A 14,675-nucleotide genomic window follows, 5' to 3' on the forward strand; every position below is an offset into this window, starting at 1 on the left:
GATGGTGCTTGTAGATAGCCATGGGCGTCCACTGTTGAACCTTCGGATGGTCTTAACTAGGCCATGCAATTTGCATTGCAGTTTCTGTCATGCTGAAGGTGAAGATAAATATGCCGAAAACCTTGGTGAGATGACTGCAGAGGAAATTGTGCGAATAGCAAAGATAGCCGTTAGCCTTGGCGTTTCAAAAATCAAGCTAACCGGCGGGGAGCCTTTGATGCGTAAAGACATAACTCAAATAGTTAGAGGCATAGCAAGCTTGACTGGTTTAGAGGAGCTTTCTATGACGACGAATGGGACGTTGCTTGAACCCTTGGCTAAGGAGTTGAAGGCGAATGGTTTGAAACGTGTAAACATAAACCTTCCAACAATTGACGGTGAAACCTATTGTAAATTGACCGGCGGAAAACTGGAAAATGTTTTAAGAGGTGTTAAGGCAGCTATAGAGGCGGGATTAAACCCAGTTAAGTTTAACATGCTAGTTCTGAAAGGCGTAAATGACATGCATGTGCAGGGGATGATTGACTTTGCAAGGGAGAGTGGCGCCGTGCTGCAGCTTATTGAGCTTGAGCCTGTTAACATAAGCCGTGAATACTATGAGACTTACCATAAGCCTTTAGATGAGTATGAGGAGATGTTAAGGCAGAAAGCCTTGGAGATTGAGAATAGGAAAACTATGCAGAATCGCCGTGTTTACCATTTGCCAGACTTAAAGGTGGAGGTTGTTCACCCGATTGAAAACACGGATTTCTGTATGCACTGCACTCGCATGAGGGTTACAAGTGACGGAAAACTTAAACCATGTCTCATGAGGAATGATAACACTGTAGATGTTTTAACACCGATGCGTAATGGAGCAACAGACGAGGAGTTGATCGAACTTTTTAAGCTGGCTAACAAGCGTAGACAACCATATTGCCTTGCCTAGATTAAACTGACAATTTTTGCTTCAAGTTTCTCTGTGTCTAACAAGGCGATTGTTGGTTTTCCAGTTAAATAACCACAAACTTCGCCTGGATTCACGATAAGGGTTCCTCCTTTGCGGTAGGCTTCCGCTTTATGAGTGTGACCATAGGCTATAATGTCGAATGTTTCGCTTTCAATCAAAGCCTTCAAAAGCTCTTCTTCGTTTCCATGTAGCAATGCAATTTTGATGTTGTTAATGTTTATTTCTGCGAAGTTTCCGCGGATTTCAAACTTGGCGTTTTCGCTGAATCGCTTTTTCAAAAGTTCGCGATCTCCATCGTTGTTGCCGAAAACACCTATCAGCTTTGCTTTTAACTCCTTGAATCTTGGAATAACAAATGGTGCCACGTAGTCTCCGGCGTGGAGCACGAGTTCGACATTTTCTTCATTGAGCCTTTTTATGGCTTTTTCCACCATGGGTAAGCAGTCATGAGTATCCGACATCAAACCCACGAGCATTTATGTTCACCTCTTCTAGGTTATGTCCTAAATTTATTGTAATTGTAGATAAGGCTATTCCTAAACTTTCTGGATAGACTAGGACAACATATGGATTAAAGAGAGGCGATTACTGTATAAGTTAGGGTTATTTTGTTTTCACGGTATTGGTTCGCCAGTAGGGGGTGGGCTCTACTTTTTGAGAATACTATTCCGTTTTGGTGATAGAGGATTCTTCTAGAAGATATTACGAGAATAGTAATAGTATTTTTGTGGAAGCACCGCTTAAAATATGGGCATCTCTTTAATTACGGATGTTGTCGAGAGGAATAACTTGGGAATGAATGTTTACGATCCTGATTCTCAGCAAAAAAGGCGGGATAAACTCTATATAATTGCAGAAATTTTGGAAATAGCTCAAGAAGGTGCTTTGAAAACTCAGATTATGTATCGGGCTAACTTAAGCTTTACGCAACTCAATGAGTATTTGAAGTTTATGTTGAAGATAAACCTAATCGATAGAATTGTTGAGAACGATAGGGAAGTTTACAAGGCGACGCCAAAGGGATTGGAGTTTCTTCAACGCTACCAGGAGATGATTGATCTTCTTAAGTCCGGAGTTGAAAATGGCGGAAATCATGTTAAGGTTCCACCAGCGCATCTAATAAAAAGAAATCATGTTTAAAAGTTTAGGAACCACTTATGGCTGTGAATGTTTTGTTCTCTGCTGTTTTTCCAGGTAGCGTTTAACTTTCTCCCTTAACGTTGGGAATTCGTCTAGCATGGCTTTTATCACATGCCAGCGGATCTCGTCGTTTTCTACTCCAGCATCCATGAGTATCCAAAATATTACGTAGTGATATACGATATAAGCTTTTACTTTCAATTCAGAATATGCCAAAAATAAAAAGAAAAGGGGGTCGTGGAAACTGCTATTTTACAACTAAAAGGTTAACAGGCTTCTTAAGAAGCTTCACCGCAGTAACAGCCACGCCAATAACGACGGTGGCGCCCACAAGAACCCACAATAGCCTCGTGGTTATTAGCTCTGGGATTGTTGTTGTGGCTGATGTTAAGCCTATAGTCGGGTCATGCTCTAACGTGTAGTTTCCAAAGTATGGATAGCAAATAAACAGCCTTAGATGCCCGCCGGCAGCGATGTAAGACGCTGTAACATTTACGTATTTATAGGTTGTGCCGTCTGGGTTTAGCAGCCTAGCCCACGGGACAAACTCTAAGAAGCCTACTGGAACATCCTTTTCGCCGCGGGCAAAGTGCAGCCTTATCCGTTCCCTAAACCTTTCCCTGAGCTGTAGTGTGGCTTGTATCGGATTTTCGTCTTGGCTTGTTTCGTTTTTGTCAACTGCGTAGCGTTCACCATTAACGATTGCTTCCCGCATTTGAGACCTTGTCTCAACCCGGTGTTCTGCTTGATTTTGGACTTCGTTTTCGGCGTACTGTAAGTCTTCAAGCTTTATGGACGCCATGTTAACCCATAAGGCTAAGCCTGTTCTGCTTTCCGGTATTTCTAGACCCCATTTTCTAAGGAAGCCGTTGATTTTGTCTATGTTCCATTCCCAATGCTTCACAACAAAGTCGAATTTCAACTGCCCAGCTGCAACAGTATAATTGTATTTTGGATTAGCTGGGTCCGGTGTTTCGGTTACTGTGTTGTTGTAGAATCGGCATCTAATTTCAATATTGCCTTCTGCGAACTTCAAGTTTGGATGGCCGTAAACTGTTGTTAAAGTGAAGTTGAAGGACCAGTAGTCCTTCTCCTCCACAAATATTGGTCCGGATAGTGTCCAGTTGCATGCGCTGAAGGGCAAGTAAGCCCTGTGCAATTTGAACAAGAGTTCGTAGAACTCGCCAATTGCTTGGCGGTACCTCTCGCCATACTTATACCTTTGCCGTATAGCTGGTTCGATGCGGTCTTTCCATAATGTCGCGTTTACAGTAGCGTTGTCTGCGTGGAACCTATGCCTATAATATGGCTTGTCGATGGCGAGGTATTCGATGACTCCCTTAAATTTGACTACATATATTGTGCTGTTGTCTTTTGTGTACCACCACAAGAACATGGGTTTTGTGCCCTTTGCCGGGAAGATTAACGTTATCAACGGAGTCTCGAACCCGCGCCATGTTTTTCCAAAAAGTCTTTCCGTAACCGGTAGACTTTGGGCGTCCTCTACGGTGTCATCTGCATTTGCTGCTGGGCTTAGAGTGGCAAGCGCTGGTGCGGCTAAAAGCAAGGCTAGGCTCAAAGCCAATATTGTTTTTCTTGTGTTTTTCATGTTTTTCACCGGGAAAAGACTATGTTAAACCGGCTTTTAAGAAAACCGCTTCCAAAAAACTCGAACCTCGCCTATTAGAAGTTCTAGAAACCTAGAACTTTCTGCCACGTCATGGTTGCCTTCCCGTAAAGCAAAAATGGCGCTCGTCTAAGCTTATTTTCTCTAGCCCCTCTTTAGAGTGATGATTAAAATTGATGCCGCGTCGTTGCTAGGTAAATTTCCCAAGTATGAATAGGACGGCTATGTTTAGGTATGTGGCTGTCAGGCTTATGATTATGCCTTTATCTAGTCTCAAGCCCTTTCCGTGGCAGACCGCAGCTGAAACAAGCAGTATGCTCCAAACTTGCAAAATCACTAGTACGACGTCCCTCACGATTTTCGCGAATTGCCAACTGTACATGGCTAGGGCCTCTAGAACTGCAGGGGCACTCAAATATATGTAGGGGTAAACCGCTAAGGGAATCGCCGCCAGCCCGACGCACGTGAAAAGTTGCAAGTCATTTCCAATCCGCTTAAAAATGGCTATGGCTAAAACCTCCGTGAACAAGAACAAGCCTATCCAATTGAAGATGAAAAGCACGGCTATGCTTGTAGGGCTACGCGTAGAATATTCAAAATAGAAGAGTAGTGCAGGTTCAAGTCTCGCAATAGAGGCGCCGAAAGCTCCCAGAACCAGTACCGCAGCGGAGATCGGCAAAAACTTGTATGGTTTAGCTGTTAATGCGAATATTGGAGACAGAAAAAGCCATTTAACTGCCCGATGGCTTAGGGTTTCACTTATCTCGAGGCTGGCTGGAACACTTCCATCCTTTAAAACTCTATAAAGCATTTGTCCCTTTGCGTTTAACCGGTACTTGCGCTGTTTATCCTGCTCAATAAAGTCTGAAAGCATATCTAAATGATAATAAACGGTGCCTACACCTACACCCAGTGTTTCGCGAAGTTCCTTAAACCCAATCTTTTCTTGGTTGCCCAAAACCTCGATTATCCTGCGCCTAGTCGGATCCTTGAGGAGGGCATAGTATCGTGAAAGATCTTCCATGGACTGTTTTCTCCGCCTTTCCTAAGAATTCAGAAACTGTTGTAAGCCTATTTAAGTCTTCTAAACATAAAATCAATATCAGCCACAAAATTCACTGCAGCTTCCCCTTAATGAAATATTTTTCCACGGGAATACTTGCTTTATCTTTAGCGTCGAAACAGCCTTTAGTGAAACAGTCTCTAGTGGAGGAAGGATGAGGGTGCAAGCTTATCCCAAAAGCATTTTCAAGCCTTCAGTATCCATAATTGTCCCGGCATACAATTGTGAAAGGCTGATTCCTCAATGTCTAGTAAGCTTATTCAAAAACGCGGTCCATTACATGGGTTTCTGCGAGATCATAGTTGTAGACGATGGAAGCAGCGATTACACCTATGAAATGGCCTGGGCAACCATACAAAAATGCAGAAGGAGGTGGCCTCATGTTGGTGGCAAGGTAGTAAGGCATTCAACAAAACTTGGCATAAAACAAGCTATAAAAACGGGTGTTAACAAGGCTTTGGGAACGTTAATATTCATCGTGGGTTCTCAGTCGATTTTGAAACCAAACGCGCTGAAGGAAATAGTTGAAACTTTTGAAAGAAAGAATAAGACCACATCTAATTCTAGGGCTGTTCTCTGCAAAGCAGAAACGCTAAGAAAACTCTTTACATAAAACAAGAAAATTTTTCAAATCAGCAATGCGTCTAAAACATAGTTTAAGGGTCGCTCTTGAAAGTCGAAGCTGTACTATTTGATTTGTTTGATACTTTACTCCTGATAGAAGGCGGCAATACCTTCTACATACCTTGCCTTAAGAGGCTTCATGGTTTTCTAGTTGAAAATGGTGTCAATGCATCTTTCGAAAAATTTAAACACGCCTATTTCGAGGTAAGAGACCGTCTATACATGGAAACCCTTAATAGTCTTGAGGAACCACACTTTAAAGTCCGAGTCTGGCAAACATTACAGAAGCTTGGCTACAACTACTCACTCACAGATTCTATCGTAACCGGAGCAACGGAAGCATTCGCTGAAGAATTCAGCAAATATGTTAAAATAGACGAGGAAGCTCCAACGGCTTTAGAAAAACTATACGGAAAATACAAGCTGGGTATAGTTTCCAACTTCGCCCTTCCAGAATGTGCCAGAAAACTGCTTGAGAAATTTAAAATGAAAAGATTCTTTGAAGCCATTGTAATTTCCGGTGAAATTAATAAACGAAAGCCAAGCCCAGAAATTTTCAAAAAAGCCCTAACAACAATCAAAACCGAACCATCTAAAACCGTTTTTGTTGGCGACACGCCCAGCGTAGATATTGAAGGCGCTAAAAATGTCGGAATGAAAGCCATACTTATTATAAGAAGAACATCTGCAACTGATTGGCCAACTCAGCCTAGTAAGGGGGTTAAACCAGACAAAATTATCAAAAGCCTAAAAGAACTACCAACAGTTATCGGGGAGATTGCTAACTAGCCATTCTGGCAGTCCAGCCCTAACAGACCCATAGAGCGTGACTCAATACTACACAGAATAGAGTAAAGGCAATCTGAAGGGTTTAGGTATTGATAAATGTCTGTTAGGTTTTAGCTTGCTTTTGAAATATTTCCCTGTGGGAATACTGTTTTATTTTGCATGATCTTTGGAAAATGGCTTAGGAGAAGGCGCAGGGCAGATTTTTATGCTTGAAAAAGTTTCGAAAAAGAAAAGTTCAAAATTACTTTATTTACTGTTCGCCCTGCCGGTTTTCTTAGCAGTCTTATGTTGGTTGTATTTTCCCGTCGTGGCTTACGCTTTTTTGGTTCATGTTTTTGGCTATGTTCCAAGTACTCAGCCAACCCATTGGCTTTGGCACGGAACCCTCTATGCCTTTTTCACTCTCTACGTTTTTCTGGCAATAGGCCTTGGCGGCATGAGAATCGTTGCCGCTTGGATGCACAAAAGGAAAAAACATACAGGCGATAGTGCCCAATACCCATCAGTTACCTTTGTAGTGCCAGCATACAATGAGGAAAAACACATCACGAGGTGCATAACAAGCCTCTTCGCTAACGCCTCCAACTATCCGGGTTTCTGCGAGATCATAGTTGTAGACGATGGAAGCAGCGATTACACCTATGAAATGGCCTGGGCAACCATACAAAAATGTCAGAAACAGTGGCCTAACGTTAGATGCAAGGTTGTTAGGCACTGCGTAAACCTCGGCAAAGCCGAAGCCATAAGAACCGGAATTAACAGGGCGCGAGGCGAATTCATAGCTCTCGTGGATGCTGACACGTGGTGGGAACCGAACGCCTTAAAAGAACTTGTTAAAACTGCAGAAGGAGCTGGTTACTATGCTATAAGCGGTTATGTTCATCCAACCGACGGAAAAGACGAAAGAGGGCTATACATAACCCTTCAACAGCTTGAATACAGTCAGGGATTGGGAGTATATCGAAGTGCCCAAGCACTGAAAAACTCCATTTTGGTAATTCCAGGTCCCATGGGCTTGTATCGGGCAGATGTGCTTATAGAAATACTGAATGAAAAAACCATGAAGTCTGTGGCTGAGGATATGGAAATAACCTTAGAAATGCAAAAGAAAAATTTGCCCATAGGGTACACCGGTAGTGCTAGAAGCGCGACTGTTGCGCCAAAAACATTAAAGGCATTTTGGAATCAGCGGCTGCGATGGTTCGCAGGCGGCATTCACAATATTCTATCTATCCACAAGGATTTGCTTTTCAAAAAACGTTTCCTAAGTTTATTCCTTTGGGACGCTTTAATATTGGGTTATGGATGCAGCCTAATCGAAATCGTAGCCATGTTAAGTCTGCCCATTTTTATATTGTTTGCGCCGGATAAGATGTTCTTTCTCCTAAACTTAATAGTTTACACCCTTTTCGCCTTTTTTGTAGGGGTAATCTATCAAGCCATCGCCCTAAAATTTTCCTACGGTCAATATAACCATAAACATCTTCTTGTCTATACTCCGCTTTACTTAATATTAAGGATTATTAATGTGTTTGCAAGACTTAGAAGCCTAATAGCATTCTTGAGGGGTGATAGGGGCTGCTGGCGCAAAACATGAAACGTAAAAACTGGTTGACAAATAACAACTTATATTAGGGACGAAGGAAACGTTTATATCTGCTGACATGTCTTCCAGAATATCTTGGTGAAAATTAAGCTGCCCGCATTTCCGGCGGCGGCCCAACCCCAACCATAAAGGCGTTAAGCGCCCAAGGGATGAGGATGGTTGGCCTCCACTTGCGGGCACAAAAATGTGGACCTGACAATAACCATGTTAGGTCTGAAATGGGCTTTGGCTATGTGGATCTCCCTCCAAATCCAGTCGGCTTTGCGGCCGTATGCCAATAAGCGTATCCGGCTGGTCGCCGGAACAACTCCGGTTGATCCTGCCGGACCCCACTGCTATCGGGGTGGGACTAAGACATGCTAGTCGTGCGCCTCCAAGCCACGGTGGAGGCGCGGCGCACAGCTCAGTAACACGTGGCTAACCTGCCCTTGGGACGGGGATAACCCCGGGAAACTGGGGCTAATCCCCGATAGGTGAGGACGCCTGGAATGGGTCCTCGCCGAAAGGGCGTCTAGACCATGCTTCTAGACGCTGCCCAAGGATGGGGCCGCGGCCGATCAGGTAGTTGGTGAGGTAACGGCTCACCAAGCCTATAACCGGTACGGGCCGTGGGAGCGGGAGCCCGGAGATGGACACTGAGACAAGGGTCCAGGCCCTACGGGGCGCAGCAGTCGCGAAACCTCCGCAATACGCGAAAGCGTGACGGGGTCACCCCGAGTGCCGTCCGCTGAGGACGGCTTTTCCCCAGTGTAGCCAGCTGGGGGAATAAGGGGAGGGCAAGTCGGGTGTCAGCCGCCGCGGTAATACCCGCTCCCCGAGTGGTGGGGACGCTTATTGGGCCTAAAGCATCCGTAGCCGGCTGGACAAGTCCCCTGTTAAATCCAGCGATTCAATCGCTGGACTGCGGGGGATACTGTCCGGCTAGGGGGCGGGAGAGGCCGGCGGTATTCCCGGGGTAGGGGTGAAATCTTATAATCCCGGGAGGACCACCAGTGGCGAAGGCTGCCGGCTAGAACGCGCCCGACGGTGAGGGATGAAAGCTGGGGGAGCGAACCGGATTAGATACCCGGGTAGTCCCAGCTGTAAACGATGCGGGCTAGGTGTTGGCACGGCTACGAGCCGTGCCAGTGCCGCAGGGAAGCCGTTAAGCCCGCCGCCTGGGGAGTACGGCCGCAAGGCTGAAACTTAAAGGAATTGGCGGGGGAGCACCACAAGGGGTGAAGCTTGCGGTTTAATTGGAGTCAACGCCGGGAACCTTACCGGGGGCGACAGCAGGATGAAGGCCAGATTGAAGGTCTTGCCAGACAAGCTGAGAGGAGGTGCATGGCCGTCGCCAGTTCGTGCCGTGAGGTGTCCTGTTAAGTCAGGCAACGATCGAGACCCGCGCCCCCTGTTGCAACCGGCCATTGCGCCGGGCACACTGGGGGGACTGCCGCCGATAAGGCGGAGGAAGGAGCGGGCCACGGCAGGTCAGTATGCCCCGAATCCCCCGGGCCACACGCGAGCTGCAATGGCAGGTACAATGGGTTCCAACCCCGAAAGGGGAAGGCAATCCCTAAAACCTGCCGTAGTTGGGATCGAGGGCTGCAACCCGCCCTCGTGAACATGGAATCCCTAGTAATCGCGCGTCACCATCGCGCGGTGAATACGTCCCTGCTCCTTGCACACACCGCCCGTCGCTCCACCCGAGCGGGGCTTGGGTGAGGCGTGGTCTCTGTTGGCTGCGTCGAACCCAAGCTTCGTGAGGGGGGAGAAGTCGTAACAAGGTGGCCGTAGGGGAACCTGCGGCCGGATCACCTCCTATGTCATGAGGCCAAAAGCCGGCTGGAGGAGAATGGTGACGGAGACCACATGGCCAAGCCCTTAGACCACCTTTTACATCCTCATTCTTGAAGAATCCTGCCTTTAGCGTAGGGAATAAGCTCCCTTAAAGCTTCTAAGTTAGCCTTCAACAATTTATCCCGCTTATCTTTCGGCGTTTTCTCTGCTAACGCTTTTAAAACTTGATGTAACAGAATTTTTCCTTCTATTTCTCCTGGCATAATGATGGTGTAGACGTTCGTTTTGGCTTTCACGGCGTCAACGGCTCCGCCTATGAATGTTGGCTCGCCTGTTTCCTTGTCGAATGTAACGCCTACTGCTATTCTTGTAGGAATGTTTCGCATCCAGTTTCTGCTTCCCAGAACAACGAAGGCTCCATGAGGCACATATTCGCCAGAGGCGCCGGTCTTGCTTAGCTGGCTTGGTTTAACCCAGTAAACGTCTATGGACGCGAAACCTTCCCGCCAGCCCCTTGAGTGGGCGGCTGCAAATTCTGCAGCTTCACGGAGACACTGTTCACTCGGCGTTTTCCCCTCAGTCTTTACAACAACAAAAGGGGCGCCAGCGACATCTGCGTGGAAAACGAAGTCTTCTGGATTAGTGTACTTTTTTATTAGCGCTTCGTTGCTTGCTGCATCTTTACCTGCCACCACGAGAAAACCGTCAGATGTCGTGAACCACCTAAACTTTTCAAACCAGCGCTTCTGTCTTATTTTGCGTTTGGCAAGCTCTTTCTCAACTTTGGAAGGTGCCGTCAGCGCCACCTCCTCTGCCTCTTTAAGTTTAGCCTCTGCCTCCAGAAATTTCCTTCTCGTTTCTTCTAAGGCTGCCTTGGCACCCTCTACTTTACGCTTTGCAGTCTTAGCCCTTTCATAGTACTCAGCAGCGTTGGCAAACAAGTCTCTCCGCAGGTCTAAACTGAAAGGTATGCCTTCAATGCTGACGTTCAAAATAAGTCGTTGCTTGTCAAGAGATTCGAAAAACCTGGACGATTTCAAGCCAGCTTTTTTCTCAGCTAGAATATTTGAGGTTATAGTTTCCCAGGTTGCTCCAAACTTTTTCTCTTCCCAAAGTCTGTTAAGCAACGTTTGGAGTTCCCCGGAATAAGTATATATCAAGTCGCCGATTTGCCTGTATCTTTCGGCTTTTTGCTCCGCATCCTGTAAGGCTTTTTCCTGCTCGGCTAAAACCCTTCCGAGGCGTTCAATTTCTCGTTTCAACGCTTCATCTTCTTTTTTGTGTTCTACTTTTTCTAGAGTCTTAATTTTTGTGTAAAATTCGTCTAGAGCTTCATTAAAGCTGTTGTAGAACTGGTGTTTCAGCCCTTCGTAGCGTTTAAGCCTTAAAGGCACCACATCCCAAAATGCGCCTTCCTCGTTGAAAACTATGCATGGTTCAAGCTTCCCCTCCAAAACTTGACGAATTAACCCTACAAGGCCATTGTAGATTTCCTCCATTTGAGAAGCGTTTAGGCTACTGCACGGCGTGGTTTTGTCTATTCCAAGTCTTAAGAGAAGCTCCTCGGCGTATATGCCGCCTATGCCTAGAAAACGGACAAGAGCCCGAACAACCTCAGTTTTTCCGAAATTCTTTAAGCCCTCTATGAAAGTTTGCAGAGTTATTTCCATGGGGTTTTGTCCGCTCGGAGGGGGGAAAACAAAGTTTTCGCCTCGAAGGATATTTCGGTCTCGCATCCGCTTGTACCGTAAAGCCTGCACAACCTTGTTTTCGCTGTTCACTAGAATTATGTTCCCTTCTCCGAAGAGTTCGATGATAAGCCTAAACTCGCCGGTTTTGCCCGTGAAAGATAGGATGGCTATGCGTTCAAACTTGTACTGTTCAATATTTTTTAGTAAAGTGTTTCGGAGATACTTTCTTAATGCCATGCAGAAGGCTGGTGGAACGAGAGGTTTCTCCATAGCATAAGATGTTAAATTTAGGCGTTTACCAGCCTCAAAGACAAGTCTAAAAACGTTTTCGCCCCGTCGCAGTTTAAAAAGCAGCGTCGCCTCATCTAGCTGGTAAATATTGTTTACCCTAGAGTTCAAAATGGATTCTTTTAATTCGCGGACAGCGGCTGCTAAATCAAAACTTCTGAACTCTCCCCGCAAACGTCACCACTTTGAGACCTATGCATTATAGGGTTTATGTTATGAATGTTAGTTTTAACCAATTCTTCTTTATAAGACATTAGACTGCGATTGAAAAGTTGATAGTCAACTTTAAATTTAATGCATGCCTTATAGGTGCAGAAGTGGAGGGTTATGAAGCCTTTAGAAGCCTTGTACTGGTTGCGGTTTGCCTTAGGTATAGTAGCAGCCTTAATATGCATAGGCTATGGCTTGGCAACGAATACCATTAACATGAAGTTTAATGTAAACGTTTTAACGAACGGTGTTGCTTTTGCATTTATAGTTTACATGCTGTCCTATTACATAATCAAGCCAAAATTCGTATGGAAAGTGGATAAGCCCCAGAAAATCCTTACAACGGGCATAGGCATTTATATTTTGTCCTGGCTTGTTTTCTGGGTGCTTCTATACACAGTAATTGCAAGCGCTTAATTTATTCAATGAAATCCTCAATTTTAGCTTGGCTTTCGTCATCTGGAGGCTTTTTGCCGTTTTCTTCTTCATTCTGTTGTGGAGTTGCCTGTTGGATTTCGTTAACGGTTAGTTTGCTTATAATCCGTGTAAAATCAGCCCATGCTGCGAAAAAGCCGCGGTCGAAGTCGCCGTGAAGTCGGTTTCTCACATGTTCTAGAAATTCCTGCCTGCAGGCTTGTAGTGTTTCTCTGTCGTTTAAATTCAGTTTCGCAAAAAATGCGTAAGAATCGTTAGCGTTGGATTTTTTTACGAGTAGCATTCCATATAAGGCTCTGAAGTAACCCCTGTTCCACTCTGTTTTGTGCATTTTCTGTTTGATTCTTTCTAACTCGCGTTCAGCTTCAGCAAACTGTTTGTTAAGAATTAACTGGAAGAAACGTGTAACCATAGCGGAGGGTACAGGCATTCTAACGCCCACTGGCCTTGGCTTTGTCCTCTTCTGAGACGTCCTCTATGCCATTTTCAGTTATTTTAAACACTTCTTCCCCTTCAGGCAGGTATGGGCTTGAAACCAGACGGGCAATTCGCACGGGACCATGGGAGGCCTTTCTAAGGTATATCCGCGTGTGGCTTGTGTGTCCTACAATGTGACCGCCCACCGGGTGGATAGCGTCTCCAAAAAACATGTCTGGCTTCGCCATAACTTGGTTTGTTACGACCGCCACGGCGTTAAACGCTCTCGCTAAGCGTATAAGTTTATGCATGTGCTTGTTGAGTTTTTGCTGTCTAGAGGCAAGCATTTCCCGCCCGAGGTATTCGCTTCTGAAATGGGCTGTTAAAGAGTCGATTACTATTAGTTTAACATTGTTCTCTTTTATCACTTTATCCGCGTTCTCTAACAGAAACATCTGGTGATCCGACGTGTAAGCTTCAGCGTAAATTATGTTTTTTACAACATTTTCAGGATCAAGTCCAAGATGTTTCGCCATCTGCACTATACGCTCAGTTCTAAAAGTGTTTTCGGTGTCTATGTATAGGGCAGCCCCATTAAGGCCTCCCTTTTCAGGCGGAAGCTGTACATTCACGCAGAGCTGATGGCATATTTGGCTTTTTCCGCTGCCATACTCCCCGTAAAACTCGGTTATGGTTTGAGTTTCTAGTCCCCCGTCTAAAAGTTTGTCTAAAGCCTTGCTTCCGGTTGTAAGCCGCAACACATTCTGCCTCATTTTAAGGAGTTCATCAGCGCGGATGAAGGATACTCCAATGGAAGAGCGGGCTGCACTGATTATGGCTAAAGCCTTTTTCTCACTTATGCCAGCCGGTTCTAGTTCGCGGACAGTCGCCATAGCCAGAGACTCAACCGTATGGAAGCCTAGTTCTCTAAGCTTTTGGGCTGTCGAAGGCCCAATCCCCGGGAGGTCTTCGAGGGTTTCATACCTCTGCCTTGTGGGGCTCCCCTTTTCTTCCTCTGACATAAATTTCCCAGAGACAATTAGATCAGGCGGTATTTAAAGCAAACGTGGAATTGGTTGCCAGGTTCCATGGAGAGATGAGTTAAAGTGTTTGGAAACTTTTTTAAGCTTTATATTAGTCAAGTGTCAACAAACACCCCGCAAGAGGGAAACCCTTGAAGATTGAGACTGTTGAAAATGTTGCTTTTAACCTAATAAAACAGGCGGTGATATATCTTCCAGAAGACGTAAAACAAGCCTTGAAAAAGGCTTATGAAGGTGAAACAAGCGAGGCGGCAAAAACTCAGCTAAAAGCTATTTTAGACAACATTGAACTTGCAGAGAAATATCAAGCTCCAATATGCCAGGACACAGGCACAATAATATTTTATGTGAGTGCAGGTGCTGAGGTGCGAGGTCTCGACAAAATCGAAAATGCTTTAGTAAATGCTGCCAGAAAAGCAACAAAAGAGATACCTTTAAGGCCGAATGCTGTTGATCCGTTCACGCAGAAAAACAGCGGCGACAACACTGGAAGGTTCATACCGTATGTACACTGGGAGATCGTGCCCGGCGACCTGTTGGATTTAACAGTTATGACTAAAGGAGGCGGCTCCGAGAACGTTTGCTTAACTGGGATGCTTGTACCAGGAGAGGGAATCAATGGCTTGAAAAAGTTTGTCATTGAATCAATTATTAAGGCTGGCGCTCAGCCCTGCCCCCCGACGATAGTGGGTGTGGCCATGGGCGGCGGAGCAGATATAGCCATGAAACTCGCTAAAAAAGCGCTTTTAAGACCCCTAAACGAGCCGAACCCAAATCCTGAAATAGCAAAACTTGAAAAGGAACTTTACGAGGCAGCCAACATGACTGGGATCGGCCCCATGGGGCTTGGCGGCAAAACCACTGTTTTAGGCGTGCACGTGGAATATGCCTTTAGACATCCCGCCTCCTTCCCGGCGGCTGTGGCCTTCAACTGCTGGGCTGCCAGAAGGGCTTCTGCAAGAATTCACGCAGATGGAACCGTTGAATATTTAACTCATAAAGGAAAAGTTTGAG

The 14,675-nt window shown here is 45.6% G+C and carries 14 protein-coding genes and 1 rRNA gene; 8 read left to right on the top strand and 7 right to left on the bottom strand.

What is annotated here, in order from left to right; genetic code table 11:
- Position 1: 1 nt before the first annotated feature.
- Positions 2 to 928 carry a GTP 3',8-cyclase MoaA gene (moaA, locus tag KEJ24_01035; GenBank protein ID MBS7646411.1) on the top strand — a complete coding sequence of 309 codons (927 nt, stop codon included), beginning with the start codon at positions 2 to 4 and terminating at the stop codon, positions 926 to 928.
- Here moaA and KEJ24_01040 read toward each other — a convergent pair.
- Entirely contained in the window at positions 925 to 1,425 is a 501-nt protein-coding gene (locus tag KEJ24_01040; GenBank protein MBS7646412.1) for a metallophosphoesterase, read from the bottom strand. The two genes, moaA and KEJ24_01040, sit on opposite strands and share 4 nt — an antisense overlap.
- Positions 1,426 to 1,738: 313 nt before the next feature.
- Here KEJ24_01040 and KEJ24_01045 point away from each other — a divergent pair, with 313 nt between their 5' ends.
- On the top strand, positions 1,739 to 2,089 hold the full coding sequence (locus tag KEJ24_01045) for a hypothetical protein (GenBank protein ID MBS7646413.1): 351 nt from the start codon (positions 1,739 to 1,741) through the stop codon (positions 2,087 to 2,089).
- A 15-nt stretch (positions 2,090 to 2,104) separates the two neighbouring features.
- Here the strand turns inward: KEJ24_01045 and KEJ24_01050 are convergent, their stop codons facing one another.
- The 3 genes from KEJ24_01050 to KEJ24_01060 all read right to left on the bottom strand — a co-directional run bounded on the left by KEJ24_01050 (position 2,105) and on the right by KEJ24_01060 (position 4,740).
- Entirely contained in the window at positions 2,105 to 2,290 is a 186-nt protein-coding gene (locus tag KEJ24_01050) for a hypothetical protein (GenBank protein MBS7646414.1), read from the bottom strand.
- Between the two features lie 46 nt (positions 2,291 to 2,336).
- Positions 2,337 to 3,698, bottom strand: a complete 1,362-nt coding sequence (locus KEJ24_01055; GenBank protein ID MBS7646415.1) for a hypothetical protein — start codon at positions 3,696 to 3,698, stop codon at positions 2,337 to 2,339.
- A 208-nt stretch (positions 3,699 to 3,906) separates the two neighbouring features.
- Positions 3,907 to 4,740, bottom strand: a complete 834-nt coding sequence (locus KEJ24_01060) for a helix-turn-helix transcriptional regulator (protein ID MBS7646416.1) — start codon at positions 4,738 to 4,740, stop codon at positions 3,907 to 3,909.
- 193 nt (positions 4,741 to 4,933) lie between these two features.
- On the opposite strand from KEJ24_01060, the gene KEJ24_01065 reads away from it, so the two are divergent.
- From KEJ24_01065 to KEJ24_01080, 4 genes are all read left to right on the top strand, one after another.
- Positions 4,934 to 5,392, top strand: coding sequence for a glycosyltransferase family 2 protein (locus KEJ24_01065; GenBank protein MBS7646417.1), 459 nt, complete (start codon positions 4,934 to 4,936; stop codon positions 5,390 to 5,392).
- Positions 5,393 to 5,448: 56 nt separating this feature from the next.
- Positions 5,449 to 6,192: an HAD family hydrolase gene (locus KEJ24_01070; GenBank protein ID MBS7646418.1), complete on the top strand. Its 744-nt coding sequence runs from the start codon at positions 5,449 to 5,451 to the stop codon at positions 6,190 to 6,192.
- A 322-nt stretch (positions 6,193 to 6,514) separates the two neighbouring features.
- The gene (locus KEJ24_01075; protein MBS7646419.1) at positions 6,515 to 7,789 is read left to right on the top strand and encodes a glycosyltransferase family 2 protein; all 1,275 of its coding nucleotides are present in this window, start codon (positions 6,515 to 6,517) and stop codon (positions 7,787 to 7,789) included.
- A gap of 315 nt (positions 7,790 to 8,104) precedes the next feature.
- Positions 8,105 to 9,600 (top strand): 16S ribosomal RNA (locus KEJ24_01080).
- 81 nt (positions 9,601 to 9,681) lie between these two features.
- On the opposite strand, the gene KEJ24_01085 is transcribed toward KEJ24_01080, so the two are convergent.
- The gene (locus tag KEJ24_01085) at positions 9,682 to 11,730 is read right to left on the bottom strand and encodes an NFACT family protein (GenBank protein MBS7646420.1); all 2,049 of its coding nucleotides are present in this window, start codon (positions 11,728 to 11,730) and stop codon (positions 9,682 to 9,684) included.
- A 153-nt stretch (positions 11,731 to 11,883) separates the two neighbouring features.
- Between KEJ24_01085 and KEJ24_01090 the strand changes: the two genes are divergently transcribed.
- Positions 11,884 to 12,183, top strand: a complete 300-nt coding sequence (locus tag KEJ24_01090) for a hypothetical protein (protein ID MBS7646421.1) — start codon at positions 11,884 to 11,886, stop codon at positions 12,181 to 12,183.
- 1 nt (position 12,184) lies between these two features.
- On the opposite strand, the gene KEJ24_01095 is transcribed toward KEJ24_01090, so the two are convergent.
- Together KEJ24_01095 and radA are read right to left on the bottom strand one after the other, a co-directional pair.
- The gene (locus tag KEJ24_01095) at positions 12,185 to 12,631 is read right to left on the bottom strand and encodes a hypothetical protein (protein MBS7646422.1); all 447 of its coding nucleotides are present in this window, start codon (positions 12,629 to 12,631) and stop codon (positions 12,185 to 12,187) included.
- Position 12,632: 1 nt separating this feature from the next.
- A complete protein-coding gene (radA, locus tag KEJ24_01100; protein MBS7646423.1) occupies positions 12,633 to 13,640 on the bottom strand; it encodes a DNA repair and recombination protein RadA in 1,008 nt (335 codons plus the stop codon).
- A 158-nt stretch (positions 13,641 to 13,798) separates the two neighbouring features.
- Here radA and KEJ24_01105 point away from each other — a divergent pair, with 158 nt between their 5' ends.
- Positions 13,799 to 14,674, top strand: coding sequence for a fumarate hydratase (locus KEJ24_01105; protein MBS7646424.1), 876 nt, complete (start codon positions 13,799 to 13,801; stop codon positions 14,672 to 14,674).
- The last annotated feature ends 1 nt before the right edge of the window (position 14,675 follow it).

The organism is Candidatus Bathyarchaeota archaeon (assembly GCA_018396705.1).
Lineage (GTDB): Archaea > Thermoproteota > Bathyarchaeia > Bathyarchaeales > Bathycorpusculaceae > DRVP01.

Bases quoted from the DNA above. Each gene is read 5' to 3' on its own strand.
- moaA (MBS7646411.1), top strand. From the start codon at position 2: ATGGTGCTTGTAGATAGCCATGGGCGTCCACTGTTGAACCTTCGGATG.
- KEJ24_01040 (MBS7646412.1), bottom strand. From the start codon at position 1,425: ATGCTCGTGGGTTTGATGTCGGATACTCATGACTGCTTACCCATGGTG.
- KEJ24_01055 (MBS7646415.1), bottom strand. From the start codon at position 3,698: ATGAAAAACACAAGAAAAACAATATTGGCTTTGAGCCTAGCCTTGCTT.
- KEJ24_01060 (MBS7646416.1), bottom strand. From the start codon at position 4,740: ATGGAAGATCTTTCACGATACTATGCCCTCCTCAAGGATCCGACTAGG.
- KEJ24_01065 (MBS7646417.1), top strand. From the start codon at position 4,934: ATGAGGGTGCAAGCTTATCCCAAAAGCATTTTCAAGCCTTCAGTATCC.
- KEJ24_01090 (MBS7646421.1), top strand. From the start codon at position 11,884: ATGAAGCCTTTAGAAGCCTTGTACTGGTTGCGGTTTGCCTTAGGTATA.
- KEJ24_01095 (MBS7646422.1), bottom strand. From the start codon at position 12,631: ATGCCTGTACCCTCCGCTATGGTTACACGTTTCTTCCAGTTAATTCTT.
- radA (MBS7646423.1), bottom strand. From the start codon at position 13,640: ATGTCAGAGGAAGAAAAGGGGAGCCCCACAAGGCAGAGGTATGAAACC.